Genomic DNA, 25,321 nt, shown 5'->3' with positions numbered 1-25,321 from the left:
CGCAGTGCCCGGTTGATGGTGCGTTTACACTTCCATCAAAACGGAGTTCCCCTTTCCTTTCAAGGGGTAACTGTCAGATCAAGTCGAGACTACCTCAATAGAAGTCAGTTGCTGCGCCGCGAAATACTGTTCAAAATGCTGTTGCTCAAGATGATAAGCTGCCAACTCTTGTTTTAATTGGGCTAATCTGTTAGCTTCTGCAAGTAATTGAGTTAAAATTTGATTAAGTTCCTTAATTCTGGCTTGCAGCTCCTCTAACTTGTCGCCATACTTCCATTCTGCAACATTTATGGTCGGCAGGTTCTGAAAAAAATTTTCTCGTTTCTCTGCACGCCCAAGATCAGCAACCAGAAATCCGTATTTCTGTTTATCAAGTTTATCTTTAACATTTTTAACGGCCTCATTATTGAAAGAAACGACTCCGACGCTTTTCCCCATTACTATTGTCAAGTTCGCTAGAATATTCAATATGGTTTGGGTCTTGCCGGTACCAGGAGGACCTTCTATTATAGATACGGAATGTGTCAGAGCTTTTTCAAGCGCAGCTTTTTGACTTAAGTTGAAGCGAAAGGGGAAAATAATGTCCTCTATCGGAGTTTCTCTCTTGTACACCGGACCATGATTCAGATATGCGGCCAGCACGCTTTCAGGATGGATGAACTTCAGCTTGGCGTATATCGTTGCTAAAAATTTATCTTGAGTATTCCCACATGCAAGGGGCGTATCGGATGCGGTTAACGCCGCAATTGTATGCAAATAACTGAATATTCTCTGTCCGGCAGGAGACAGCTCTGCGGATTCGGATACCGTGAAACGGCTCTCCGGCGCACTGAAATCTCCACTGTTTTTGCACACATATAAAAATTGATGTTTGGCATCCGCAAACAGAAGAATTTTTTCAAAGTCAATGACTGGAGCTCCTTTATAAAAAATAAATTTATTTTGCATGTCATATGGTTGAGGCGTTAAAATGGCGATATTAGCTTCGCTATATTCATATTGTCCGCCGTTGTTGAAAGTAATTAGATATTTTTTGCGTCTTTCATCAAATTCGTAATATTCAATAGAAGAAGTTTTATCTTTTCCTTTGCAAATAACCATCTCCTTTCTGCGCTCCAGCATATTGGGACTCCTGCTTGGGACAAAACAATCCATTGGGTGACGCCAAAATATGGTCGTAAATTTGTTTACACTTTTTACTATAGCTAAATCGATGTTTTTGCCATCAATAATTTCCCGTTTACAGAATTTTTGTCGGAGTCCGTTTTTAGAAACAAATGATTAATTTTTACATTATAATTAGTTGTAGTTTGTTGATATATATTCAGATAGTTTTAATTATGCTATGCAATATACAGATCTAAATATCTTCAATCGAGAGTATATATAGCATATAAATATTGAAATGCAGATTTGATTGATTTTTATAATTCTTTAAATATTTCTTATGAAAGTTTTTTCACTATTGCTGTCGAGAAATATATGAAAGTTGTTGCTGATCCAAGAATATCTTTCAAGCTCCTTTTCTCTCTGCTCGAGGACCGTCTGATCTTACGGGCACCGTGTCACGCCCTACACGGAGGGCAGTCATCCTGGCCCTTCAGTTTCCCCGCAGCATTAGGCTCGTAGCGCTACGAGTATTTTTCTCGCTGTCTCCTTTCTACCTTCCTTGTTTCAGCATTTCGTGTTGAGTTGCCGCTGTCTTTCTCGCCCTTTCTTGACAGTGAGGGCATATCGGGTATGTTTGTAACCATTAGTCTTAGGCGGGTATTGTAATCCGTCGTAAAAGTTCAACTAACTGAAATCACAGTGGTTTTCATATGCAGCGAAGAAAATTTTTACAGCTTGCCGGACTGGCCGGTATGGCCGGTCCGGGGCTTGTCGCACCGGTCCGGGGCGGTGTCCCGGCCCTGGAGCAGGGGCGCGGCCCCCGTTACGGCATGCTTATTGATCTGAAAAAATGTGTGGGCTGCCAGGCCTGCACTGTATCCTGTTGCATGGAGAATGCCGTGCCGCCGGGCGCGTTCCGGACCAGCGTGGGAGAATATGCGCTCAGGCCGCAAGGGGAAGAGCGCATGCATATCGCGCCCTTGCCGCGCCTGTGCAATCACTGTAAAGAACCGGCCTGTCTGCCGGTGTGTCCGGTCAAAGCCACGTATCAACACGACAACGGCATTGTGGTTATTGACGCCTCCGCCTGTATCGGCTGCGGTTTTTGCGTGCAGGCCTGTCCCTATGACGCACGTTTTCTGAACCGCCAGACGCGCACGGCCGACAAATGCACGTTCTGCGCCCATCGTCTGGAAGCCGGGCTGCTGCCTGTCTGTGTGGAAAGCTGCGTGGGCGGCGCGCGTCTGTTCGGCGATCTCAACGCGCCCGACAGTCTGATCCGGCGCACGCTGGACGCCCACAAGGATGCGCTGAAGGTGCTTTATCCGGAAAAGGGCACGGAGCCCTTTGTGTTTTATCTGCATCTTGACGAAGTCTTTGTTGCTGCGGACAGCGTGGCAACACCCATGTCGCCGCGTTTGCCGCAGCAGGAGGAAAGCCATGCCTAGTTTCATGGAGCTTTCCAATATCACGCCGCCGGAAGTCTGGGGCGTCTGGGAACCGCTGGCGTTTTTCTTTCTGACTGCCGGGGCGGCGGCTACCATCCTGGCCTGCGCGGCGCTCTGGCGGCGCGCGTCCGCCGGAACGGGCCGCCTGCTCGGCGTGGTTGCGCTGGCCTCAGGCCTTGCCGGTCAGGCCTGCCTCCTGATGGGCCTGGAACAGCCCTTGCGCGCGTATGAGTTGTATCTTCGCCCGCATTTTATTTCCTGGACGGCCTGGGGCGGCTTTCTGATTCCGCTGTGTCTGCTGTGCACCGTGCCCCTGGTCTGGCCGCGCCGGAAAGGACGCGTGCATCCTCTCTGGTTTCTGCCCGCCATCGGGGCGGCCTGCGCCGTTTTCATCTATGCGGACAGCGAGATCATGGATTGCGCGGGCCGTGTGCTCTGGGCGCGGCCCCTGCTGCCCATGGGCTTCATTCTCGCGGGCCTGAGCGCGGCCATTGGTTTAGCCTGTCTCATGGCGCCGCGCACGGATGGCGCCTTTTCCCTGCTGCCCCGGACCAGCGCGGCGGCCGCCTTTGTCTGCGCGCTGGCGGCTCTGGCCTTCCGCGCGCCCGAGGGCTTTGCCCAATTCGCCACATACTGGTGGCACGCGCCCGAAACCATCTGCCTGATCGCCGCCGTCATCGCCGCAATCCGCCCCCGCCGCTGGTTCCGCCTGACCGGAGCCATGACCTGCGTGAGCGCCTTCATGGTGTTCTGGAAAATCATCCATATGGGACAGGCCTTCGGCAGAAATGCGTCCACGTTTTCCGACGCGGCGGCTTTTCTGGATATTGTTTCTCCCGGCTCCCTGTTGGTTCTGGCAGGCGGCGCCGGTCTCTGGCTGGCGCTGGCCTTGCTGCTTTCCATGCTTTTCCCCTGGAATGCGGCGAAAGAAGCCGCCAGGGTGGATTGATTGCTGAGTCGCCAACGCGCCGGACGTATCTTCGATGTAACAAGGTTGCAGAAACATGGATGACAAGAAACGTAATTTTTTGAAAAAAGGCGCCCTCGCCGCCGTGGGGCTGGGAGTTTTCGCCGCCGCCTCGCTGGATACGGCGCGGCGCATGGTGCGGGGCCTGCGCGAAGGCACGGCCGGTGTGCCCGTTGCCGACGCGGAACATAAGAATTCCCTGGTTCCCGAGTACCGGATAAATCCGGAAGGCCATGCCGCGCCGGTCAAGGGGCAGCGCGTGGCCTTCAACCAGTGCTGGGGCTGTACCACCTTCTGCGGCGTGCGCCTGCATATCGACGAGGCAACGGACCGCGTGGTACGGGCTGCGGGCAATCCTTACAACCCTTTGTCCACCAGTCATCAGCTGCCCATGAGCACGTCCGTGGGAGAGGCTCTGGCCGCGCTCTCCGCGCACGGCGGCAGCGGTTACGCGCAGCGGGCCACGGTCTGCGGGCGCGGGGCGGCCATGCTGGAGGCCAACAGCAATCCTTTCCGGATCACCCGCTGTCTGAAGCGCACGGGCAAACGCGGCGAGGGCAAGTGGAAGAGCATTTCCTTTGAGCAACTGGTGGCGGAGGTAGTGGACGGCGGCGACCTCTTCGGCGAAGGGCACGTGGACGGCCTGCGGGCCATCCGAGAAGCCAAGGGACCGGCCAATCCGGAAATGCCCGAGTTCGGCCCGCAGTCCAATCGCCTTTTGCTCACCTACACCACGGAGGACGGGCGGGAGCAGATTTTTCTGCGCCGCTTCGGCCAAGGCGCCTACGGCACCAAGAATTTCGGCAAGCACGGCGCGTATTGCGGCCTGTCCTTCCGGCTGGGCGCGGGGCTCTTTCTGAATGACCTTCAGGCCATGCCCCACACCAAACCCGATTTCGAGCACTGCGAATTCGTGCTGTTCTGGGGCACGGCGCCGTCCCAGGCGGGCAATCCTTTCAACCGCTCGGCCCGGATGGTGGCGGACGCACGCTCCGGGGGCAAAATGCGCTATGCGGTCGTTGATCCCGTCCTGCGCCTGCCCGTGACCAGCGCCGCGCGGGACCGGGCGCAATGGGTTCCGATCCGGCCGGGCATGGATTCAGCCCTTGCCCTGGGCATGATCCGCCATATCCTCGACAACAACCGCCATGACGCGGCCTTTTTGAGCCATCCCACCCTGGCGGCCGCGCGCAAAGCGGGAGAGGCCGGATTTTCCAATGCCACGCATCTGGTGCGGCTTTCCGGCAAGCGGGCCGGGGCGCTGCTGCGGGTGGCCGATCTTGGCGCGGCGGGAGGCGTCTTTGCCGGAGCCGACAAGAACGACGCCGTGGTCATGAGCCCGGACGGCCGCATGCTGCCCGCCGGGGCCTGCGAGCAGGCGGCCCTGTTTTACCGGGGCTCCCTGCCTCTGGACGGCGAGCAGGTGGAAGTGGCCAGTGCATTGCAACTGCTCAAGGAAGAGGCGGACAGCCGCGACCTGGAAGAATATTCCCGCCTGTGCGGCGTGCCGGTGCGGAGCATCAAGGATCTGGCGACACGTCTGACAGCTCACGGCAAACGCGCGGCCGTGGACGTGCACGGCGGCATGATGAGCACCTCCGGCGTCAACGCCGCCTTTGCCGTGCTGACCCTGAATACCCTGATCGGCAATATCAACGTCAAAGGCGGCCTTTCCGTGGGCGGCGGTGGCTACCACAAGGCCGCCCTCAAGGGGCCGCGCTATGATTTGCTGGCCTTTGAAGGGCAGGGCGCGCCCAAGGGCTTTCCGGCCATCCGTTGCCGGGCCCCGTATCAGAAGTCCACGGAGTTCAAAAGGAAGGTCGCGGACGGGGAAAATCCGTATCCTTCGGAATATCCCTGGTTCCCTCTCACGCCGCCCAACATGCCCGCCGAGCATCTTCTGGCGCACGCCAACGGCAATCCCTTCAAATACAAATGCTGGATCAACTGGAAAGGCAACGTGCTTTACGGCCACGGCGGGCTCAAACAGGCGGTGGGCGAATGTCTGGAAGATTCCCGCGATCTGCCGCTGATTATCGGCATCGATACCTTCCATAATGAAACCAACGCCTATGCGGACTATCTGGTGCCCGATCCCTGCATGTACGAGCTCTGGGGCGGCTTTTCCGGAGCCTGGGCCGGTACGCTGACACCGGTCTCCACAGCCCGCTGGCCCGCCGTGACGCCGCGCCAGGCCCGGAGCGCCTCCGGTGAGCCCGTCTGCATGGAGCTGTTCATCATTGAAGCGGCCAAGCGCATGGGCCTGCCCGGTTTTGGGGACAAGGCCATCCGGGGCGCGGACGGCACGCTGCATCCGTTGCACACGCCGCAGGATTTTTATCTGCGGCATGCGGCGAATATCGCCTGGTTCAAAAACGACGTGCTGCCGTCCCCCGGCGCGGAGGATATCGCGCTTTCCGGGGTGCGGCCCATCCTGGACGATATCCGGCGCATTCTGCCGCCCGAAGAGCAGGGGCCCGTCACCTTTCTCTACACCCGCGGCGGCAGGTTCGCGCCTTATGCCGCGGCCTATCGGGGCGAGGAACTGGGCGTCAAATGGGAAAAGGCCCTGGCCGTCTACAACGAGGACGCGGGCACGGCCGTCAATTCCCGGACAGGTAAGCCGTATCGGGGCACGCCCAGCTGCCTGCCGCCCCTGCTGTACGACGGCCGGAAGCTGCGCGAGGTCTGGACCTCGGCGGAATATCCCCTGGAGATGATTTCCTTCAAATCCAGTCTGATCAATTCCTACGGCGTTGTGTCCCCCCGGCTTCTGAGCATCAAGGGCGTCAATCTGGTGGTTTTGCATCCCTCCGACGCGCAAAAGGCGGACGTCCGGCACGGCGACATGGTGCGCCTGGTCACGCCGGGCGGCAGCACGGCGGCCTATGTCAGCGTGGGGGAAATGGTCATGCCCGGCGTGGTGGCGGTGGAACACGGTTTCGGGCATACGGGCCTGGGCGCCTCTGATGTGGAGATCGACGGCGTGCGCACTCCGGCCCGGAAAAGCGTGGCGGCGGGCATAAACCTCAATGACCTGGTGCCGCCCGATCCCACCCGCAAGGGCCTGTCCGCCCTGGCGGAGCATATGGGCGGCCCGGCGGCCCGGCAGGGCATACCCGCGCGTATTGAGAAGGTCTGAGAGACGCTATGCTGATCAGTTTCAGCGGCCTGCCCGGCGTGGGTAAAAGCAGTGTGGCGCGTCTTCTCGCACAAAGGCTCAAGGCGGTCTGGCTGCGTATTGATTCGCTGGAACAGGCTTTGGTCCGCTCCGGCGTTATCGACCGGGACCATCTGGGCCCGGCGGGCTATTACGCGGGCTATGCCGCGGCGCTGGATAATCTCCGCCTGGGACGCATTGTGCTGGCGGATTGCGTCAACCCGCTCGCCCTGACCCGTAATGCCTGGCGGGACGTGGCCCGTGAAGCGGGAGTGGGCCTGCTTGAAGTGGAGATCGTCTGCTCTGATGCGCGGATGCATCGCGCGCGGGTGGAAGGGCGGAAGTGCCGGATTCCCGGTCTGCTTCTTCCTGATTGGCGGGCTGTGCGGGAACGGGAATATGAGGTCTGGGAGCGCGCGCCTCTGGTGCTGGATACCGCCGCGCTGTCGCCGGGCGAGGCGGTGGAGGCCATTTGTCGCGCCGCGCGGGCTGCGGCGTCTGGGCGGGCGCGTTGAGACGGAAACATGCGCTCCTGTCGGAATTCTTTTCCCGTATACACATTGGGAGTCTTCAAACCGGACGGATACCGACAGCAATGCCAAAACGCGGTTTATCTCTGCCGTCGGTATCCGTGCGCTTGGGCTAACGGCACGGCTGCGCGCCGCCTCCGGCCGCTCCTCGCGCTTGGGGCGGGTGTCCGCTTACGCGGCCTTCAGGGCAATTCAGGTATTTCAAACGTGAATTGCCTCAGGCTTTGTTTGCTTCCAGCGGCATGGCTTCCCAGGCTTCGAAGTCATAGAGGCTTGTGCCGGGATTTTTGGCGCAGGCCGAAGTGTGATCGTAGGTTTCCACCACCGGCCAGTGGGTGACCCGGGCCAGAGCTTCCTGAAAGGAAGGAGCCTCAATGATCTGATGGCGGCTGATCGTAAGGTTTTCGTTGGGACCCGCGATATAATGCACACGGTACTGCGGCATGACTGCTTCCTTTACAGCGGCGGGACGTGCCCGGACGCCGGGTGATTGAACGTATTTTCATATCCGCGCCGGGCGGCGAACCATACCGGCCTTTGAGGGAGAAGGTGAAGAGCGGGAGCTCGCTGTGGGCGCGCTCCCGCTCTTTCGTCAGCTCTGATGCACGGCCTGGTCTAGCTGTGAGCGCTCGGGAAGAGATAGCTCACGAACCAGAGCACCACGAGCAGGGTGACGCCCAGACCCCAGCTCCAGTGGATGAGCTTCAGTTCCGTCTCATCCAGGGGTTCATATTCCATTTTCTGGACTTCTTCGTGGAACTTCACGTCCTTCTTGTCTTCAGACATATCCGACTCCTTGTGAGGATGAAACCTCTTGGGTGAAACGCGTTAACCGGCCATCACAGGCGGCGTCATGCCGTGGAAGAACGCCCACGAGATGAACAGACCGATCCAGATAATAAAGCCGAACAGGCAGATGATGTATACGATGGCCAGTTTGCCGATGCCTTCCTCCATCAGCTTGCGGAAGTTGGAAACCATGCCGATGGTGAAGAAGGTCAGAGTGAAGAAGATGGTACGCAGAGGTCCGAGCGTGCTGATGACGTTCTTGCCCATGGCGGCCAGTTCCTTGGACTGCAGGCAGATCAGCAGCATGATCACGAAGGTGCCCACATAGCCCAGCACGAAGCGCGGGAAGCGGGCCCACACGTCGCCGAAGGTCATGGTGCGTTCGCCTCTGGTCTTGTCGAACTTGGCGGCCCAGACCCAGGCCAGCACAAAGGCCCACACGCCGATGAAGATGTCGATGAAGATTTTAACCGTGGTCGTGACCATGGTGATCCAGCCGGATTCCCAAATGATGCCGGCTTCCATGGCCTTGGCGCGGATCAGGGCGTCGGTGATGGCGCCGCTGGCGATGGCGCCGCCGTCGGACTTGACCGCCAGGCCCATCCAGCCGCCGGCCACCATGGGCTCGTTGTGCAGGAAGAAGGCGGCCACGAAGGGCAGCACCAGCATTTCAATGCAGGTGAAGACCACGATCAGCGAGGAAACCATGATCGGCACCACGGGCCGGGCGCGGATGGCGCTGCCCGTGGCGATGGCGGCGGACACGCCGCAGATGGAGATGCCGGAAGCCATGGGCACGGCCCATTCACGGCTGAATTTGAAGTATTTGCGGGCGATGTAGTACACAGTGGCCCAATAGATCAGATAGGCTTCCACAATGGCGCAGAGACCGCGGAAGATGATGTGACCGGCATAACCGGAAGCGCCGGCGGCCTTCACGCCCAGTTCAGCGCCGAGCACCACGATGGCGATTTTGACGAACAGTTCGGGACGGCAGGCGTCACGCAGCATATCGGCCAGAGCGGGGGCGACGTTGCTGATCAGGATGCCCGCGATCAGGGCAACGATGAAGCCCGCTTCCGTGGTCAGGCCGATGGACCAGGAAATGCCGAATTTGGCCTGCTGGTTGGGCGTGGCCGCGATGTGGGCGTTGGCGCCCAGCATGAAGAAGAATTCAGCGATAAAAAAGACGATGGTAAAGGCCACCACAAAGCGGCCCACATTGCCGCCCAGGCTTTTGATGCCCACGGCGAGCACAGCGGTCATTGCCGCCCAGGTCAGCAACAGCGAGCCGATGCCGGAGATGCCGGCATAGCCCTTGTTGGTTACCGAGAAGGCATCGCTCATGCTCGTCCACATGTTGGTCTTGAGCACCCAGCCCAACACGTCGACGCCCCACAGGTTCAGGGCGGCCAGGATGAAGACGAAGCAGCCGATAAAGAGGGCTACGCTGTCTTCGGTTAATTTGTTGTTGTTTGCCATAAACCATCCCTCCTAGAAGTGCAGATACGGGATTCGCCTCCACCATAGATGGAAGTCCCTTATGCTGATGTCCGGCGGGACGTCGACAACTCGGCGCGCGTCGGGCAGAAAAGCCGTGATCTGGCTGTGCCCCCATATGCGGTCTGAGGCAGTGGATTTTCCGTTGCCGCGGGCAGGCGCCTGCGGACGACACGGACAGTGCGTGCCTATCAGAGCCCTCTTTCGCTGTCAACACTATAGCTATAAATCCAAGCTGATAAAAGCGGTATTTCGCTATCCGTGGACTTTTTTATTCGTCAGTACTGTGAATTCCGCGTGTGCTCCCTGTAATTTCTTCCGAAAGAGCATTTGTGCATATTTTCTCAAATATATTGCAGGGCGTATATCCCCATTCAGCGGCTGGTTACGTTCATTTTGCAGGCTCGTCCGCTTTTTTTGAGTAATTCAGCTTGCGGGGGCGGTCGACTTTGCCGCTCTTTTCGCCAGAGGCGTGAATTCAGGTCTTTTCCCGTAAAAACAGGGCGTCGTTCCGTGCTGTGCGCAAACGGAGGGACGCCCTGGGCCGGATGCTGCGGGAAAACGGTTCAGAGCTCGGCCAGGACCGGGGCCGAAAGATGGCGGGGTTCCGGACGGCGGACAGCTTCAATGCCCCAGTGGCGAAGCAGGCCCAAGGCCTGCTTCACAGCCTCGGGCAGGATGCCTTCCACTTCCGGCGAGCAGTGCGCGCCCAGAGTCATGGCTGCCGGCTGCACGCCCAGCAGGGCGCAGCGACGCGGCTGGGTGCCGCGCAGGGCGGCCAGACCCAGCACTTCGGAAAAGCTGTTCTGATGCGGGCCGACTTTCTGCGCCGTGACATAGGCGGGCACTTCCTCCCGCAGGGTCAGCTCGCCCGGTTCAAGGCCGAAATCCACGGCATCCAGCACCAGCAGGCTGTCCGCCTCCTCCACGAAGGTGAGCAGGGTCTGGCCCTGCGTGCCGCCGTCCACCACACTGACGCCCGGCGGGAAATCCCAGTGGGCGTACAGATGCTGCGCCAGGCGCACGCCGAAGCCCTCGTCGCCGTAAAGGAGATTGCCGAGCCCCAGGATGATTGTTTTTTCCATATTCTTTCCTTATCGCGGTTCCGGCCGGTTCCGGCAAGGAATGCACGGGAACCGGCCGGGCGTTCGAACGTTGCGGGGTTGCGGGGATCAGCTCCGGCGGCGCTCCCGGAAACCGCTGATCATGGTGGAAACCAGGGTGGTCTTGCCCATGATTTCCTCACGAATCACCATATAGATGTGCACGGTGACGAAGGTCACCAGCAGCAACATGCCCAGCCGGTGCAGGCTGCGCAGCTCCTGATCATTGCCGCCCACCCAGTACATCAGGTCCAGCATGAAGAGGAAGGGCCTGAAGATGGGTGACTGGGGGGCGCTCTGGGCATACAGGCCCAGACCGCTGAGCATGATGATCAGCATGAAGACCATGCCCACGGCCATGCCCGCCTGGGCCAGGGGATTGTGTCCCACATAGACCCGGGGCTCCTTGTCCAGGAAGAGATACCAGCGGATGTCGCTCCACAGGCCGCCCCACCAGGATTTACGCCAGAACGGCAGGATGACCAGCTCCCGCGAGTACCTGTTGCCGATCAGAGCGTAGAGGTAGCGCAGCACCGTACTGATGATCAGGATGAAGCCGGCGATGAAGTGGGCCATGCGGGTATAGCCCATGTAAAAGGTATCGTAAGGCTGTCCGGTGACGGAAAGCCAGGGTTTGCCGATAATGTAGCCCGTGACGATCAGCACGCTGACGCACGCGACCATGGTCCAGTGCCAGATCCTGATGGGCAACTGGTAGACATAGGCTGACTTGCCCACAGGCTCCAGCACGTTATCACTGTTGTTCATGACATTTCTCCACAAGGCGGGGGTTCCGTATGCCGGATTCACCCCGCGCCCGTACGTTGTTGCCGCGCCAGCGCGGCAACAACGGTTCAGAAGCTCCGGTCCACGCGCACGGTCAGCAGGTCCTTGCCGTCGGGCCCGATGATATGGGTGGCGCAGGCCAGACAGGGGTCGAAGCTGTGCAGGGTGCGCAGAATTTCCAGCGGCTGATCGGGAATGTCCATGTGGGTTCCCATCAGCGCGGCCTCGTATGCGCCCAACTGGCCCTTGGGACCGCGCGGGGCGGCGTTCCAGGTGGTGGGCACAATGCACTGATAGCGTTCGATCTTCCTGTTCTTGATCACGATCCAGTGCCCCAGAGCGCCTCGTGGGGCTTCGGTAAAGCCCACGCCGCGCACCTCGCCTTCCGGCCAGGTGTCGGGGCTCCAGTTTTTGGTATTGGCCGTGGAGGTGTTGCCGTTTTTCAGGTTGGTCACCAGCCGGTCATAGAAGTAGCGCAGTTTTTCGGCGGACCAGGCCAGTTCCAGGGAGCGGGCGGCGATGCGTCCCAGCGTGGACTGGAGCACCGAGACCGGCGCGCCCAGACGGCCGCAGAAGTCGTCCACCATGCCTTTGATGGCGTCGTCTTTTTTGGCGTAGCCCACCAGGGTACGGGCCAGGGGGCCCACTTCCATCTGGTTGCCGCGCCAGAGCGGGGTTTTCAGCCAGGAGTAGCGCGCCTGTTCGTCCACCTGCTTGAGATCCGTGGGCGTGCCCTTGATGTTCGGGCCGGGCTGATAGTTGGGATCGGTGACGCCGTCAAAGGGGTGCAGCCCCACCTTGCCCAGGGGATAGTCGTACCAGGAGTGATTGACGCTCTCCTGAATTTCGTCAAGGTCCGTGAGGTTGACGGGCAGGACTTCTTCAAAGTTGCCGTTGATGATCGCGCCGCGCGGCATCAGCAGGCTCTTGTCCGAGAAATCGTTGGCGATGTCCGGAATGCCCCCGTAGGCCAGCACCGAGAGTTTGGACAGACCGCTGCCGATGCCGAGCCAGTCCTTGTAGAAAGTGGCCAGGGCCAGGGTATCGGGGATCACCACCTGCTGGGCGAAGACCCGGCAGCGTTCGATGACCTGGAGAATGTATTCCAGGCGCTCCTGGTTGATGACGTCGGCCGCGCCGTAGGCGTTGAGGTTGAGAGAACAGGGCACGCCGCCCACCAGCCAGTTGGGGTGGGGATTTTTGCCGCCGAAAATGGTGTGGATGTGAATGACGTCCTTCTGGAAGTCCAGGGCTTCCAGATAGTGGGCCACGACCATCAGATTGGCTTCGGGCGACAACTTGTAAGCCGGGTGGCCCCAGTAGCCGTTGGTGAAGATGCCGAGGTTGCCGGATTCGATGACTTTAAGCAGCCGGTCCTTGACCGACTTGAAATAGCCCGGCGAGGAATTGGGCCAGGGCGAGAGCTTCTGGGCCAGGGCCGAGGTCTCGTACGGGTCGCCCTTGGAGGCCGAGACCACGTCCACCCAGTCCAGGCCCGCCAGATGGTACATGTGCACCAGATGGTCATGGTACATCAGGCAGAGCTGCATCATGTTGCGGATGATGTTGGCGTTGTCCGGGATGTCGATGCCCAGGGCGTTTTCCACGGCATGCACCGAGGCCAAGGCGTGGGTGCCGGTGCAGACGCCGCAGATGCGCTCCACAAAAGCCCAGGCGTCGCGGGGGTCGCGGCCCTTGAGGATGATCTCGATGCCGCGGAAGATGGTGCCGCAGGACACGGCATTGGTGATGACGTTCTGTTCGTCCAGATTCACCTCGCAGCGCAGATGGCCCTCAATGCGGGTGACCGGGTCCACCACGACGCGGCGGCCCGCGTCAATGACTGTGTATCCTTGCGTGGTATATTCGTAGGCCATGGATGTCGTTCCTTAGCTGTTGGAGTCGTTGGTATTGGTGGTTGAAGCGCTGGTGTCGGCCTTTTTTTCGGGGCAGCGGGCATGCCGGATCATGCTGGCAACGCCGTGCACGGCCACGCCGGCGGCCACACCGGCCACGGCGGCCACGCCCACAGTCTCGGCCGTGGCGTTGGTGCCGAAGTGCGGGATGGTGGTGATGCGGTCGTAGAAGGAGCCCTGATCCCAGAAGTTCTGTTCCGAACAGCCGATGCAGCCGTGCCCGGACTGGATGGGGAAGGACACGCCGTTGTTCCAGCGTGTGGCCGGGCAGGCGTTATAGGTGGTGGGGCCTTTGCAGCCCATCTTGTACAGGCAGAGACCCGAACGCGCGCCTTCGTCATCCCAGGATTCCACATATTCACCGGCGTCGAAGTGGGCCCGGCGGTAGCACTGGTCGTGCACGCGTTTGCCGTAGAACATTTCCGGGCGCCCCTGGGAATCCAGCGCGGGCAGACGGTCATAGGTGATGATATAGGCCAGAATGGCGCTCATGACTTCCGGAATGGCCGGACAGCCCGGCACCTTGAGCTGGGGCTTGTTGGGAAAGAGCTTGTGCAGCGGCGTGGCCGCCGTGGGATTGGGACTGGCAGCCTGGACGCAACCCCAGGAAGCGCAGGTGCCCCAGGCAACCACGGCTTTGGCGTGTTCCACGCCGCGCGCGAGTTTGTCCATAAAGGGCTTGCCGCCGTCGATGCAGTACATGCCCTGGCCGTTCAGGGGCGTGTTGCCTTCCACGGCCAGGATGTACTGCCCCTTGTATTTGCTGATGGCCTCGTCATAGGCTGCCGTGGCCTGTTCGCCGGCGGCGGCCATGATGGTGTCCTGATAGTCCAGGGCGATCATGGCCAGAATGATGTCCGTGGCCAGGGGATGGGCCGTGCGCAAAAAGGATTCCGTGCAGCAGGAGCAGGAAAGTCCGTTGATCCAGAGCACGGGCAGACGCGGCTTGGTGGACAGCGCCTCGGCCATGACCAAATCCGCGCCGGGGCCGAGCCCCAGCGCCACGCTGGTGATCGCGCAGAATTTCAGGAAATCCCGGCGGCTGACGCCGCGGTTGCGCAGCATTTCAGCGGTTGTCTCAAGATGTGCCATATAACGTTACCTCAAATGTAAATTACAGCTTCAATGGTTCGCACAGGGCGGCCTGCAATGCCGCCCGGCCCCGGCCGACGGTGCGCAGGGAGAACAGCGGCGCGGGCCGCCATTCGCCGGACGCAAACACTGAAGACCACTGCGCCTCACGGCGCAATGCCCCCCATACGTAAGCCCTGCCCCGACAGCAGCCCCCTGCCGCCGGAACATCCTCTCTCTCGTTAGATGTTGTGATCGCCCCGGTCGTTGAGCCAGGTTCTGAAGGCGTGCATCTCCGCGGCCTGGGCTTCGATGATTTCCTGGCCCAGCTTGAGCAGATCCGCTTTCTGCGAATGCACAAGCACGGGCACGGTCATCGTCACCGCCATGCCGTGGTGGGGCAGCATCTGCTGCACAAACTGCACATTGGGATTTTGGGAAGTATACATATGCATCATATTCTGCATATCATGGCGCATGGCATCATACGCCTGCTGATCCAGCCCGCCCGCATCCTTGAGCCAGGCTTTCATCTGCTCGATTTCCTCTTTCTGGGCCTTGATGATCTGCTTGGCCCAGGCGGCCACCTGCGGATCCTGCTGCTTTTTGGGCGCGGCCAGGAGCGCTTCGGACATCTGCACGGCCCCCTCATGATGGGCGATCATGCCGGAAAGGTAGACCCTGTCGGAATACGCGTTCTGGTCGTGGGCCATGTCATGGCCGCCCATGTTTTGTTCCATGGCCTGTACGGGCATGGCTGCCAGAAGAAGGAAAAGAAGGCTCAAATATATGTTACGCATGTTTTGCTCCAGAATTGCATCGGCCGTCCGTGCGGCCCGGTTCCAGCCGTAAGCCCGCCCTGTTTCGCGCCGGTTTCCGATAACGGAAACGCTCACGCGATACAAAAGCGGTCCGGTGTGACCGGAATGGTGTGCCGTATCCCTGCGGACCCGGCTGCCTTTCGCGTACAGAGGATATGCTGACCGCGCAAAAGGCCGATTACATATGTTGCGGCATCCCCGCCGAACACAACGCCAGCCGCTCACCGAGCGGCCCGCCGACTGAGCACCGGCTATACAGGATGCCTGATATCTTGCCTTGTCACAATGTCTTACTGCTTGGGCAGGCCATATAAAAGCATATAGGAAATACCCTGCTTACGCGTAAAAAATACTATAGCCATTACGAAAGAAAGGCAAGCAAAGTGGTTAGGCATTAGGCAGATCACAGCGTTCCGCAGATATTTTATGAGGAAATTGAAAGTGATGCCTGGGGCGGCATGCGCCGCCCGCGGAAGGGGAGGGGGGAGGGCATTTCAACTTTGAAACGTCGGAATGCAGGTCGATTCGCATTGCGTTCCGACTTTTCAAAGGCAATTCTGTGAGAGATCAATCTTGGGCCGCTCCTGGGCCGGGCGGTGGAAAAAGGGCGCAAAAAAGGGGGGCTTGCGCCCCCCCTCAGACTGATGACAAACCCCGCTTCGCGTGATTTGCGCCACCAACGGCGGCTAAGCCGCCGGGTGGAAAGACATGAAAATCAGTCGCTTAACGGCGCGGCAAAGCCGCGACCTGCTCCTGATTTTCGGGGCTGCCGACTTTGTCAACAGCCTCAGGGGGGCTTGCGCCCCCCTGTGTATCGGCTTTCATGGTGCGCCGGGGATTATTCCTCGTCGCCTTCCCACTTGATGAAGCCGGGATTGACGTTGGTCATGGCGTTGACGATCAGTTCCACCAGGCCGCCGTAAGCGAAGCTGTTCTTGGAGTACAGATCGTTGTGCTCCAGCAGTTCGCGGATCTGGCCCTTGCAGTTGGAGCAGGGAGCGCAGATGTACTTCTTGGTCTCGGGGCCGAGGCATTCCTTGAAGGCTTCGCCGATCTGCCACATCTTTTTGCGTCCGGAGATGTTGCCGCGCCATTCGTCGATGTTGTTGCGGGTCATGATGGCAAAGCCGGACCCGCCGCCGCAGCAGTAGTTGTCCACGCCGTGGCAGGGCATTTCGCGGAACTTGGGCGCGATCTTGTGCAGAATCTCGCGCTGCGGCTGCACGATGCCCATCAGGCGCACCGCGTTGCACGGGTCATGCAGGGTCACCGGGAAGTCGTTGCGCGAAGGATCGAGCTTGAGACGGCCGGACATGACGATGTCGCGCAGAGTCACGTAGCAGGATTCGCGCGGCACCTGGTACTCAAAGGGGATCACGCGGTCCGCGATGACGGTGATGGCCTTATGGGCGTGGCCGCATTCGCCGATCACGATCTTTTTGACGCCCAGTTCCTTGGCCGCCATCATGTGCTGCAGGGCGATGCGCGCGGTCTGGGCGTCGTCGTAGAACACGCCGTAGTTCACGCCGTCATAGGCCACAGCCTTGCTGGACAGGGTCCAGGACAGACCGGCCTCCTGGAAAATCAGGGAGAAGGCCGCGATATTTTCCGGCCAGGCCATGATCTCACCGGCATTGTGCAGGAGCATGATGTCCGCGCCTTTCACGTCGAAAGGCGTATGGATGCCCACGCCGGTGATTTCCGAGTAGTCCTCGTCGATGAACTCCACGTTTTCCTTGACCACTTCGGGCGTCATGCCGGTGGATGAGCCCACCTTCATCTGGTTCATGGTGCCCTTTTCGTGCAGTTCGCGGGGGTAGATGCCCAGCTCCTGGCTGAACAGCTTGCGGATTTCACGGGCGATCAGGCCGTTGTCCACGCCGATGGGGCAGGTCTGGGCGCAACGCCGGCAGAGGTTGCAGCGGTAGGCCAGTTCGCCCAGGCGGGCCACGGTCTTCCAGTTCAGGTTGATGTCGCCGTAACGCCATTTGGCGAAGGGCTCTTTTTTCACATACTGCTTGTAGATGCGGCGGAAAATTTCCGAACGGAAATTGGGCCGGTACATCTCGTTCTCGCCGGACATCTCAAAAAGATGACAGGCGGCGGAGCAGGAGTTGCACTGCACGCAGTTGTCCATGCTGGTTTCCAGCATGGGCAGGAAGGTCCAGTTGTTTTCCTTGGAAAAGAGCTTGCGCATGCCGTCGAGGAACTTGTTGACAAGTTCCTCCTCTTCCTGAGGGGTTTTGGGCTTGGGAATATTCAGCACGCACACGTCGTCCAGAATACAGGCCGTGTTTTCTTTCTGCTCGTCGGTGAAGGGCTTCCAGGGCATGGGCTTCACGTCAAGCGTGAGTTCGGGAAGGGTATTCGGATCAATGCTGACCATCTGCCCTTCGGCAGTGGAAACATCGCTCAAACGCAGATTGTCTTTCATGTCGGAACTCCCTAGTCTTCTTTCTTGGGGGCTGCGGGGTTGGTGGTAGCCACATCCACCCAGGTCTTGGGGCTGCCGTCGCCGGCAATGTGGTCGGCAGACCAGGTCACATCGTACTTGAGCATCTCGGAGATCTTCTGCTTGTTCTTTTCGCTGTAGTTGGTGGGCTCATCGCCCCAGCGGATGTCGTGGTACATGAAGTACTTCATGATCAGGTGGCCCATGTTGGTCACGGGAATCCAGATCAGCAGGAAAAAGCCCACCAGCAGATTCAGGGTGAAGAAGACGCTGGGCAGAGGTTGGAAGTTGAAGGTGAACAGGTTGTAGATGAAAGTGCGGGCCAGCTCGAAATACGAGGGATTGAAGGTCCAGGCAGCCAACGACAGCAGGCCGAAGAGCACGAAGGCCCCGAGATTGAGATAGTGCTCCGGCGTGGTGTACTTTTTCAGGCCTTCGTCCTCACGACGACGCTGGATCAGGGCGAGGCCGCCGCCGACGATACAGAACGAACCCAGCAGTACCACGGCGCTGATCACGTTGCCCACAAAGGTCATGACGCCGCCCTGCGGGTCCAGGCCGCACAACTGGGCGATGACCGAGAGCACCACGATAATGGTGCCGCCCATGAGCATATACATGCCCACATGGAAAGGATAAGTGCGGAACCAGAGCTTCTGGTTGTGTTCCAGGGTGGCGTGCAGGAAAAGCACTTCCACCAGGATGCCCTTGATGTCGCCCCAGTGCGAAATGTGGCGGGGCTTGGTCCACCATTCCTTTTCCTCCATGAAGCTGCCGCCGTATGCGGCCTTGGGGCCTTCATGCGGCACGGGATAGAGTTCCCAGCGCACGTGCAGAGGGCTGGCAGCCATGTAGGCCTTGATTTTCAAGTAGGCCAGGCAAATGAAGCCGACTACCGCCAGGTAGCCCAAAATGTAGAACAGAGTGGTCATGCGTTTTCTCCCGTAAGTCAAGATGCCGCTGCATCATGGGTTTGCCGGGACATCGGCCCCGGGCCGATGTCGCCGCAACAAGCCCGGCATACGCCTGCTTGCCTTTCAACCTCATCCCAAATTACGCACGCGCCCAGCCCGTTGTGACTTCATTCTTATCAGGAATTGGTCACAAAAACGGGAAAGTCAAGGTACGTGGCAAGTCACCTCTGATAACGAAAATTCACAAAAATGCAAAGATCTCGCCCTGATTCGGAGGAATCATAGTAATCTTGAGTGAAATAATTTTATTTAAATAAATCAGCTATATTCTGTGGAAGAAAGCGCCGTAAAAATTTTTTTCGCGGCGCTTGGAAAAATATTTTTTCATCAGAGGGGGAAGAAGAGTAAACAGGACAGGAGGGCGGAGAGACCCCATCGTCACAGAAGAAAGCGCTGCCGCGCGGCCCGCCCACGAAAGGCGGGATGGAGAGTGGGAGGCGGTGGGAGTTACAGGGCGGAAAAGAGCTCCTTGTTGCGCAACAGATCTTCCATGGTGATGGATTCCAGCGCGCCGTCGAGCGTGCCCTGGAGGCTTTCCCATGCCTTGCGTACCGCACAGTCGCCGAAGCGGGAACAGTTTTCCGGATTTTCCAGGCAACCGGCCAGTTCAATGCCGCCTTCCATCAGCTTGACGATGCAGCCGAAGGTCAGTTCTTCCGGTTTGCGCAGCAGGATATGCCCGCCTTTGGCGCCGCGGACGCTGCCGGTAATACCGGCAAGCCTGAGCTGGCGCAGGATCTGTTCGATGAACTGCGAACTTATGCCGGTTTTCGCGGCAAGCAGGTTGGAGGAAATGGGCTCGTTCATAACGTGCTTTGCCATGTAAAAGAGAATTCGTGCCGCGTAGCGTGTTTTTGCCGAAAGTTTCATAGCCTTTGCCTCCCGAAAAACCGGACTGAGATCCAAAACCGGAACGCCGGAACAGCGGCGGAAAGATTTTGCATTTTTTCAGCCTAACCCTAACATTTTTATACGGACTTTGTACCACATTTCCTTCAAAAAACTTTTGCGAAACTCTTCACACGGGCGTCCCGCGAGGGGCAAAACGTCTTGTTTTTTCCTGCGGCGCCGGACGGCTTGACGGATATCGGCGGATACGTTAGGGAAAAAACATGAGTAAAACAGTCTAAATTAGATACATCAACTTTTTATGTTATTATTGCATCCTCTTGAGAAGGGATAAAAATGCGAATCTCCACAATGAGCTGTCATGCGCTGCACCTCTTATTGTGTCTTTCCGAACAAGCGGAGGACATGCCCGCATCCGCTTCAGAACTGGCTGTCTGTACGGGCATCTCGGAAAAATTCGTCCAGAAGATCATGCGACTGCTGCAAGGCGGCGGCATTGTCAAAAGCATCCGGGGCATAGCCGGCGGGCATGTACTGGCCCGCAACCCCGAAGACGTCAGCCTGGCGGACATCATTGCCGCCGTGGAAGGAGGCATAACCCTTCCCGGCGTCAACAGCGCCGCGCCCCGTGGCCGGGCCGCGCTGGACGCATGGGCCAACGCCGCCCGCAGTCTGCAGCATTCTCTGGGGTCAGTGACGCTCGGCTCCGTCCGGCAGAGCTGCGGAGCTTCTTTGCGCGCCGTGCTCAGCCAAGCGACGGAACACTCAACCCGGCCTATGCCGGACGCCCAGACGGGAGGGGCTCATGCAAAAACATATTCTCTTGGTCGACAGCGATGCCGAAAGCCTCGACAGGCTGTCACGGACGCTTCGTCTGCATGACTACCGGGTGAGCGAGGCCCGCGACGGCGCTGAAGGCCTGTCTCTGGTGGACAGCCTGCGGCCGGACTGCATCATTTTTGATGTGGATCTGCCGCGCGTCTCGGGCACCATCATGTACAGCAGACTGCGTCGCAGTGAAAAAAACAGGCAGTTGCCGGCCATTGTCTGCAGCGACGCGGGGCCGCGTCCGGTGGATTTCGGCACCGGCATTCCCGTGCTGTCCAAGAACTGCGCCCCGGAAGCGCTGCTTGAGGCTGTGCGGGCGGCGACAGCCTGACGCCTTTTACCCGGAGGGACGGACACGCCGTCGTCCGCGTGTCTGTCTCCCCGGAACAGCCGTATTTATTCCTTCAGGGCGGGCATGCGATCTGCAAAAGGACATGGAGGAATCGCATGCCCGCCGGCCTCACCGCCGCTGGGGGCGTTGCGGCGATGTCAAGGCGCTTCGTGGCGGATATGGGGCGGAACCGCCATCATATCCACCAGAAGCGGTTTGAGGAATGACCATTTGATATTGTGTTCCTCATAGACTTCCATCATATCCCTGATGGCGTCCCAACAGTTGTGACAGGGGGTCACTACCAGTTGTGCGCCGGTAGCCTTGATCTGATCCAGTTTGTTTTTGAGGCCGATATTGCGTTCCTTGCGATAGAGGCCGATGCCGTTGAGGCCGCCCCCGCCGCCGCAGCAGAAGTTGTGGTTGGCATTGGGCGTCATCTCGCGGAAGTCCTCCGCGATATAACTCATGATTTCCCGCGTATATCTGCCCAGTCCGTCGTTGCGCACATAGTTGCAGGCATCCTGGAGGGTACAGGGGATTTTGATCTTCTTGGCGGGATCAATTTTCAGCTTGCCGGTGCGCAGACAGTGCGCCACCCATTCCACGTAATGGATGAAGGGCACCGGCGGGTCGCCGCTGGCGCGTCCGCCCCAGTAGGGGCCTTCCACCACGGTGCCGCGATGGGCGTGACCGCACTCGGTTCCCACCACCATCTTGGGTTTCAGGCGCTCCACCGCGGCGTAAATGCGCCTGATGTTCTGGGCGCAGCCCTCCCAGTCGCCCGCGAACATGGTCAACGACGTATTTTCCCAGCCTTCGCGCGGCACAGTCCAACTGGTGCCCGTGACATGAAACAGAATGGCGGCCTGCGCGATGTCCTCGGGGTAATGCTTTACCTCGCGGGCGTTGAGAATGTACATGACATCCGCGCCTTCTTTTTCAACAGGGATTTCCAGATCCGGCCATTCGTCCTGGTTCTCCTCTACCATCCATTCGCAGGTTTCCAGCCAGTCTTCTTCCGTAACGTCCATCTGCGCGCCGTAGACGCGGTGCATGCCCGAGCCGATCTTCATTTCCCAGGGCACAAAGCCGTGCTTGAACAGAATGCCGCGCAAATAGCTGAACATGACGCCCGTATCAATGCCGTGCGGGCAGTAAAGTCCGCAGCGGTTGCAGCAGGTGCACTTGCCCCAGGCCACGTCCATGGCGTGAATCATGAACTCGGTGTCCACCCGGCCCTTGCGCCGGAGCATCTCGCCCAGGGTGGACTGGATCTTGTATGAAGGGATCTGCGTGGGATCATTGTTGTTGGTTTTGTAGAAAAAACAGCTTTCCGCGCACATCCCGCAATGCGCGCAGATGGCGAGCCAGGTCCGGGTGCGTGATTTGCAGGTCTGTTCGAGGTCGCGGGCCAGAACCGCCTGATTCACGGGCATTTCCCGCATCTGCTGGTAATAGATCGCGCCGCCCTTGTCCTGAAGCAAGGCATGAATGCCTTCCTTGCTGGTGACGGGCGGGGGACTGCACAATAACTGAGACATGGAGCGCTCCTTGCGGGAGAAAGAAATGGAATTGATCCCGATGCCGCTGTTTACCAGGGAAATGCCCCGCCGCGCGTGCCGCCGCCGCGCTTGATGGCGAAATCCATGCCGAGCTGCGCGCGGGACATGAAGTAGAGAACGATATGTGAAAGTTTGGTGAACGGGGCGAGAATCAGGAACAGTTCGCCGCTCAGCACATGCAGTACAATCCAGGTCTGGTAGGCGGACGTGTCCAGCCGGGCCATCAGACCGGTGCAGAAGGGCAGAAGAGTCAGGAGCAGCACGAGCCAGTCCCCGCCGGAGTTCAGTTGCCGGAGCGCGGGCGAAGCCAGACGGCGCGCGACCAGCAAGAGAATGCCGGCGACGCTCATCACGCTCAGGATATCGGCCAGTGCGTTGGGCAGCGAGGGCAGGGAGATGCCCGTGAAGTTTTCAAGCAAGACCGTGTGTCCCAACAGAAAAAGCGGCACCAGCACCGCACCCAGATGCAGCAGAAAGAAGGACGCCATGGCCGCCGGTTGCGAGCGCCAGCCGCTGGTGCCGCCCGGTATGAGCCATTTGACGATGGAAACCAGCGCGCCGGGGATGGAGCGTTCCGGATGGTAGCCGTAGGCCACGCGCTCCAGACGCCAGTCCAGGCCGCGCACGTAAAGGACGGCGCGCACGAGAAGCCCGACCACAAAGACCAGCAAAGAGAAAACAAAAAGGGGACCGGTAATGAAGTTCAGCATCAACTCTGTCTCCCGAATGATGTGCGGCGATAAAGGGGCTCCTGGGGCGGGCAAGACACCCCGCTTCCGAGCGGGGACAACACTCCGCCATCCGCTGACGGCGCCGACGCTCCCACACCTGAAAATTCTGCGGACAAGGCGTGTTCCCGGTGCGCAATGGCCCGACCTCTCTTATTTGCCTTCATTGCTTTTCCCGCTCTGCGCGGCCACGGCTTTGCTGTGGCAGACCCTGCAATCCACGAGGCGCGGTCCCGCGTCGGCCTTGCGGTGACAGGCCGTACAGGTGGCGTGGAGGTAGGGAATTTGCCTGTGCTCGGGCTGAGCTTTGACGTCCAGAAAGGTTTCGGACATGCCTTCATCTGTTTCTCGGTGGCAGAGCGTGCATTCCGCATTGCTGCGCTCCATGTACTCCACATGCCTGTCGTGCGTGAAAAAGACCGGCGGCATGGTATGCGTCGTCAGCGGGGGAAAGGTGATGGGGATGCGTTCCTCGCCTCTGGCCGTGTCGGAGAAAAGAGCAATGCCCAAGGCGAAAATCAGAAAGCAGAGTAGAGGCGTCCCGAATCCGAATGCTGTGTTACGCATGTCATGTCCTTGATTCCTGGTGAAATTCCGGCATGTTGCAACGCGGCAACCTTGCCGTCCGGAAGATGACGGGGAATCCCGGGCTGAGACGGGATTCCCCGGGCCGTCATACGGAGGGCCGCCCGGCTGTCAGCGATTCCGCTACGCTGCGCACGAACACGGCGCACTTGTACGGATCGCGCTTCATACAGCGCAGGGAATAGGCCACCGCCGCATAGAGGAAGAGGCGGGACTCATAATCCAGATGATTGGTCAGCAACCAATGGTCCTGTGGGCCTTCCTCTTCCGCGAGCTCGCGGGCGCGGCGCAGGTCCTCGGAATAGTCTCCGCCGGTGAGCCGGGTGTACAGATCACAGATTTCCTCGGCCAAGTACTCGCGTTCGGGTAGGGCTGACATGATGTTCTCCTCGCGCTGCGGGCGGTTTGGTTCCCGGACGGAACCGGGATCCGTATTTATAGGCAGTTAATTAAATATATCTATGCAATCTTTAATTAATACAAATTAATTCTCATATTAAGTATATTATGTCAAGTATGTTTTTGAAATTGGCTTCCTCGGCGGTTCCGGCGGGGCGGCGGGCCGGAGCGGTTGAGTCCGTTGCACATCTGTGTTAGGCCGGTATCTGGAGGAGAGGGTATGGACTTGGGATTGTTGCAGGAATTTGAGTTTCTGGGGCGTCTTTTCCTGGCCGGACTCTGTGGAGCCTTTATCGGCTATGAGCGGGCCAACCGCCGCAAAGAAGCGGGCATACGCACCCATCTGGTGGTTTCCATGGGTTCGGCGCTGTTCATGATCGTCTCCAAGTACGGCTTTGCGGACATGATCCCTCTGCACGGCGTGGCCCTGGACCCCTCGCGCGTCGCGGCTCAGATCGTGACCGGCGTGGGCTTTCTGGGCGCGGGCATGATCTTTGTGCGCGGGCAGAACATCAGCGGCCTGACCACGGCGGCGGGCATCTGGGCCACGGCGGGCATCGGCATGGCCGTGGGTTCGGGCCTCTACCTGCTCGGCGTGTTGGGCACGGCGCTGATCTTTTTGATCCAGATTTTTCTGCACCGGCACTTTACCTGGCTGCGCGCGCCCAGCATGGAGCATCTCTGCCTGCATATCCGCGACGGGTGCACAGGGCTGGACGTGGTGCGCGCAGCCCTGCGCGAGCGCAAGCTCTTTATCTCGAGCTTTAAGGCAGTTCCGGACAAGGAGGGCCAGATCATTATGGTGGACGCGCACATCAAGGTGCCCTACGGCTATGATCTGGCCGATCTGCTGGATCTGCTGAAAAAGGACGGCCACGTGCTGCGGGTGGAGATCAGGAACTGAGTCCCGCCTCTATCGCGTCAACGCGAGGAAGCCCCGGAAGGCATGCCTTCCGGGGCTTTCTGTTATGTCCTGATATGTACGGCCGTTACTGGTTCAGATCCACCAGCACGGGGTTTTCTTCCAGTTCTTCCAGGAATTTGTCGGGCCGTTCCTTCTGGTCCGGCACCTCGATGTCGCCGTTCACGTATTCACGGTAGCCCGTACCGGCGGGAATCAGACGGCCCACGATGACATTTTCCTTGAGGCCGCGCAGATAGTCCATCTTGCCCTTGAGCGAAGCTTCGGTGAGCACCTTGGTGGTTTCCTGGAAGGAAGCCGCCGAGATGAAGGACGAGGTGGTCAGCGAGGCCTGGGTAATGCCCAGCACCAGCGGTTCCGCCGTGGCCGGAGCGCGGCCCTCGGCTATGGTCTTCTGGTTTTCGGCCTTGAACTCGCTCTTGTCCACCTGTTCGCCCACCAGGAAGCTGGTGCCGCCGGAGTCGAGGATGGTCACCTTCTTGAGCAT

23 protein-coding genes and 1 pseudogene are annotated in these 25,321 nt (G+C 59.2%); 7 read left to right on the top strand and 17 right to left on the bottom strand.

Annotated features, from left to right (window positions below; translation table 11 throughout):
- Positions 1–78: 78 nt before the first annotated feature.
- Positions 79–1,122, bottom strand: a complete 1,044-nt coding sequence (locus KH208_RS10655) for an AAA domain-containing protein (protein ID WP_291436153.1) — start codon at positions 1,120–1,122, stop codon at positions 79–81.
- A 698-nt stretch (positions 1,123–1,820) separates the two neighbouring features.
- Between KH208_RS10655 and dsrO the strand changes: the two genes are divergently transcribed.
- The 4 genes from dsrO to KH208_RS10635 are packed head-to-tail and all read left to right on the top strand — an operon-like array spanning position 1,821 to position 7,200.
- On the top strand, positions 1,821–2,558 hold the full coding sequence (gene dsrO / locus KH208_RS10650) for a sulfate reduction electron transfer complex DsrMKJOP subunit DsrO (RefSeq protein ID WP_291436151.1): 738 nt from the start codon (positions 1,821–1,823) through the stop codon (positions 2,556–2,558).
- The gene (nrfD, locus tag KH208_RS10645; protein WP_291436149.1) at positions 2,551–3,507 is read left to right on the top strand and encodes an NrfD/PsrC family molybdoenzyme membrane anchor subunit; all 957 of its coding nucleotides are present in this window, start codon (positions 2,551–2,553) and stop codon (positions 3,505–3,507) included. The genes dsrO and nrfD overlap by 8 nt, the downstream gene beginning before the upstream one ends.
- Before the next feature lie 55 nt (positions 3,508–3,562).
- Positions 3,563–6,667 (top strand): molybdopterin dinucleotide binding domain-containing protein, encoded by a 3,105-nt coding sequence (locus KH208_RS10640; protein ID WP_291436148.1) that lies wholly within the window; start codon positions 3,563–3,565, stop codon positions 6,665–6,667.
- A gap of 8 nt (positions 6,668–6,675) precedes the next feature.
- Positions 6,676–7,200: an AAA family ATPase gene (locus tag KH208_RS10635; protein ID WP_291436146.1), complete on the top strand. Its 525-nt coding sequence runs from the start codon at positions 6,676–6,678 to the stop codon at positions 7,198–7,200.
- Positions 7,201–7,432: 232 nt separating this feature from the next.
- Here KH208_RS10635 and KH208_RS10630 read toward each other — a convergent pair whose 3' ends face one another.
- The 11 genes from KH208_RS10630 to KH208_RS10580 form a co-directional block, all read right to left on the bottom strand.
- The gene (locus KH208_RS10630) at positions 7,433–7,660 is read right to left on the bottom strand and encodes a hypothetical protein (protein WP_291436144.1); all 228 of its coding nucleotides are present in this window, start codon (positions 7,658–7,660) and stop codon (positions 7,433–7,435) included.
- A gap of 170 nt (positions 7,661–7,830) precedes the next feature.
- Positions 7,831–8,001, bottom strand: a complete 171-nt coding sequence (locus KH208_RS10625) for a hypothetical protein (RefSeq protein ID WP_008684781.1) — start codon at positions 7,999–8,001, stop codon at positions 7,831–7,833.
- Positions 8,002–8,043: 42 nt separating this feature from the next.
- Positions 8,044–9,486: a putative sulfate exporter family transporter gene (locus KH208_RS10620; protein ID WP_291436141.1), complete on the bottom strand. Its 1,443-nt coding sequence runs from the start codon at positions 9,484–9,486 to the stop codon at positions 8,044–8,046.
- Between the two features lie 584 nt (positions 9,487–10,070).
- Positions 10,071–10,589 (bottom strand): hydrogenase maturation protease, encoded by a 519-nt coding sequence (locus KH208_RS10615; RefSeq protein ID WP_291436139.1) that lies wholly within the window; start codon positions 10,587–10,589, stop codon positions 10,071–10,073.
- 87 nt (positions 10,590–10,676) lie between these two features.
- Positions 10,677–11,375: a Ni/Fe-hydrogenase, b-type cytochrome subunit gene (gene cybH / locus KH208_RS10610; protein ID WP_008684775.1), complete on the bottom strand. Its 699-nt coding sequence runs from the start codon at positions 11,373–11,375 to the stop codon at positions 10,677–10,679.
- An 86-nt stretch (positions 11,376–11,461) separates the two neighbouring features.
- Positions 11,462–13,270: a nickel-dependent hydrogenase large subunit gene (locus KH208_RS10605; protein WP_291436136.1), complete on the bottom strand. Its 1,809-nt coding sequence runs from the start codon at positions 13,268–13,270 to the stop codon at positions 11,462–11,464.
- A gap of 12 nt (positions 13,271–13,282) precedes the next feature.
- Entirely contained in the window at positions 13,283–14,401 is a 1,119-nt protein-coding gene (locus KH208_RS10600; RefSeq protein ID WP_291436134.1) for a hydrogenase small subunit, read from the bottom strand.
- A gap of 221 nt (positions 14,402–14,622) precedes the next feature.
- A complete protein-coding gene (locus KH208_RS10595) occupies positions 14,623–15,180 on the bottom strand; it encodes a DUF305 domain-containing protein (RefSeq protein ID WP_291436133.1) in 558 nt (185 codons plus the stop codon).
- A gap of 859 nt (positions 15,181–16,039) precedes the next feature.
- The gene (locus tag KH208_RS10590) at positions 16,040–17,635 is read right to left on the bottom strand and encodes a (Fe-S)-binding protein (RefSeq protein WP_291436131.1); all 1,596 of its coding nucleotides are present in this window, start codon (positions 17,633–17,635) and stop codon (positions 16,040–16,042) included.
- A gap of 11 nt (positions 17,636–17,646) precedes the next feature.
- Positions 17,647–18,585 carry a respiratory nitrate reductase subunit gamma gene (locus tag KH208_RS10585; protein ID WP_291436129.1) on the bottom strand — a complete coding sequence of 313 codons (939 nt, stop codon included), beginning with the start codon at positions 18,583–18,585 and terminating at the stop codon, positions 17,647–17,649.
- Between the two features lie 489 nt (positions 18,586–19,074).
- Complete coding sequence (locus tag KH208_RS10580) at positions 19,075–19,497, bottom strand: Rrf2 family transcriptional regulator (protein WP_291436128.1); 423 nt, start codon at positions 19,495–19,497, stop codon at positions 19,075–19,077.
- Positions 19,498–19,812: 315 nt separating this feature from the next.
- Here KH208_RS10580 and KH208_RS10575 point away from each other — a divergent pair, with 315 nt between their 5' ends.
- Together KH208_RS10575 and KH208_RS10570 are read left to right on the top strand one after the other, a co-directional pair.
- Entirely contained in the window at positions 19,813–20,358 is a 546-nt protein-coding gene (locus KH208_RS10575) for an Rrf2 family transcriptional regulator (protein WP_367114960.1), read from the top strand.
- A complete protein-coding gene (locus KH208_RS10570; protein ID WP_291436127.1) occupies positions 20,282–20,635 on the top strand; it encodes a response regulator in 354 nt (117 codons plus the stop codon). The genes KH208_RS10575 and KH208_RS10570 overlap by 77 nt, the downstream gene beginning before the upstream one ends.
- A 158-nt stretch (positions 20,636–20,793) precedes the next feature.
- Here the strand turns inward: KH208_RS10570 and hmcF are convergent, their stop codons facing one another.
- The 4 genes from hmcF to KH208_RS10550 form a co-directional block, all read right to left on the bottom strand.
- Positions 20,794–22,179 (bottom strand): sulfate respiration complex iron-sulfur protein HmcF, encoded by a 1,386-nt coding sequence (hmcF, locus tag KH208_RS10565; protein WP_291436126.1) that lies wholly within the window; start codon positions 22,177–22,179, stop codon positions 20,794–20,796.
- A 50-nt stretch (positions 22,180–22,229) separates the two neighbouring features.
- Positions 22,230–22,910, bottom strand: coding sequence for a sulfate respiration complex protein HmcE (gene hmcE / locus KH208_RS10560; protein WP_291436124.1), 681 nt, complete (start codon positions 22,908–22,910; stop codon positions 22,230–22,232).
- 171 nt (positions 22,911–23,081) lie between these two features.
- Entirely contained in the window at positions 23,082–23,495 is a 414-nt protein-coding gene (locus KH208_RS10555) for a cytochrome c3 family protein (RefSeq protein WP_291436122.1), read from the bottom strand.
- A gap of 106 nt (positions 23,496–23,601) precedes the next feature.
- A complete protein-coding gene (locus KH208_RS10550) occupies positions 23,602–23,892 on the bottom strand; it encodes a hypothetical protein (RefSeq protein WP_291436120.1) in 291 nt (96 codons plus the stop codon).
- 240 nt (positions 23,893–24,132) lie between these two features.
- On the opposite strand from KH208_RS10550, the gene KH208_RS10545 reads away from it, so the two are divergent.
- Positions 24,133–24,816 (top strand): MgtC/SapB family protein, encoded by a 684-nt coding sequence (locus KH208_RS10545; protein ID WP_291436118.1) that lies wholly within the window; start codon positions 24,133–24,135, stop codon positions 24,814–24,816.
- 85 nt (positions 24,817–24,901) lie between these two features.
- On the opposite strand, the pseudogene KH208_RS10540 reads toward KH208_RS10545, so the two are convergent.
- Positions 24,902–25,321: pseudogene (locus KH208_RS10540) on the bottom strand (DNA-directed RNA polymerase subunit beta'); the annotation flags it as partial.

It is taken from the genome of Desulfovibrio sp. (assembly GCF_018379785.1).
GTDB lineage: Bacteria > Desulfobacterota > Desulfovibrionia > Desulfovibrionales > Desulfovibrionaceae > Desulfovibrio.
The sequence above is the reverse complement of the archived record's forward strand: the minus strand, read 5'-3'. Positions and strand labels throughout refer to the sequence as shown.

Coding starts and splice junctions, on each gene's coding strand:
- KH208_RS10590 (WP_291436131.1), bottom strand. CDS start 17,635: ATGAAAGACAATCTGCGTTTGAGCGATGTTTCCACTGCCGAAGGGCAG.
- KH208_RS10585 (WP_291436129.1), bottom strand. CDS start 18,585: ATGACCACTCTGTTCTACATTTTGGGCTACCTGGCGGTAGTCGGCTTC.
- hmcF (WP_291436126.1), bottom strand. CDS start 22,179: ATGTCTCAGTTATTGTGCAGTCCCCCGCCCGTCACCAGCAAGGAAGGC.
- KH208_RS10600 (WP_291436134.1), bottom strand. CDS start 14,401: ATGGCACATCTTGAGACAACCGCTGAAATGCTGCGCAACCGCGGCGTC.
- KH208_RS10595 (WP_291436133.1), bottom strand. CDS start 15,180: ATGCGTAACATATATTTGAGCCTTCTTTTCCTTCTTCTGGCAGCCATG.
- KH208_RS10630 (WP_291436144.1), bottom strand. CDS start 7,660: ATGCCGCAGTACCGTGTGCATTATATCGCGGGTCCCAACGAAAACCTT.
- KH208_RS10655 (WP_291436153.1), bottom strand. CDS start 1,122: ATGCTGGAGCGCAGAAAGGAGATGGTTATTTGCAAAGGAAAAGATAAA.
- KH208_RS10580 (WP_291436128.1), bottom strand. CDS start 19,497: ATGAAACTTTCGGCAAAAACACGCTACGCGGCACGAATTCTCTTTTAC.
- nrfD (WP_291436149.1), top strand. CDS start 2,551: ATGCCTAGTTTCATGGAGCTTTCCAATATCACGCCGCCGGAAGTCTGG.
- hmcE (WP_291436124.1), bottom strand. CDS start 22,910: ATGCTGAACTTCATTACCGGTCCCCTTTTTGTTTTCTCTTTGCTGGTC.
- KH208_RS10635 (WP_291436146.1), top strand. CDS start 6,676: ATGCTGATCAGTTTCAGCGGCCTGCCCGGCGTGGGTAAAAGCAGTGTG.
- dsrO (WP_291436151.1), top strand. CDS start 1,821: ATGCAGCGAAGAAAATTTTTACAGCTTGCCGGACTGGCCGGTATGGCC.
- KH208_RS10615 (WP_291436139.1), bottom strand. CDS start 10,589: ATGGAAAAAACAATCATCCTGGGGCTCGGCAATCTCCTTTACGGCGAC.
- KH208_RS10620 (WP_291436141.1), bottom strand. CDS start 9,486: ATGGCAAACAACAACAAATTAACCGAAGACAGCGTAGCCCTCTTTATC.
- KH208_RS10555 (WP_291436122.1), bottom strand. CDS start 23,495: ATGCGTAACACAGCATTCGGATTCGGGACGCCTCTACTCTGCTTTCTG.
- KH208_RS10640 (WP_291436148.1), top strand. CDS start 3,563: ATGGATGACAAGAAACGTAATTTTTTGAAAAAAGGCGCCCTCGCCGCC.
- cybH (WP_008684775.1), bottom strand. CDS start 11,375: ATGAACAACAGTGATAACGTGCTGGAGCCTGTGGGCAAGTCAGCCTAT.
- KH208_RS10570 (WP_291436127.1), top strand. CDS start 20,282: ATGCAAAAACATATTCTCTTGGTCGACAGCGATGCCGAAAGCCTCGAC.
- KH208_RS10575 (WP_367114960.1), top strand. CDS start 19,813: ATGCGAATCTCCACAATGAGCTGTCATGCGCTGCACCTCTTATTGTGT.
- KH208_RS10545 (WP_291436118.1), top strand. CDS start 24,133: ATGGACTTGGGATTGTTGCAGGAATTTGAGTTTCTGGGGCGTCTTTTC.
- KH208_RS10605 (WP_291436136.1), bottom strand. CDS start 13,270: ATGGCCTACGAATATACCACGCAAGGATACACAGTCATTGACGCGGGC.
- KH208_RS10550 (WP_291436120.1), bottom strand. CDS start 23,892: ATGTCAGCCCTACCCGAACGCGAGTACTTGGCCGAGGAAATCTGTGAT.
- KH208_RS10625 (WP_008684781.1), bottom strand. CDS start 8,001: ATGTCTGAAGACAAGAAGGACGTGAAGTTCCACGAAGAAGTCCAGAAA.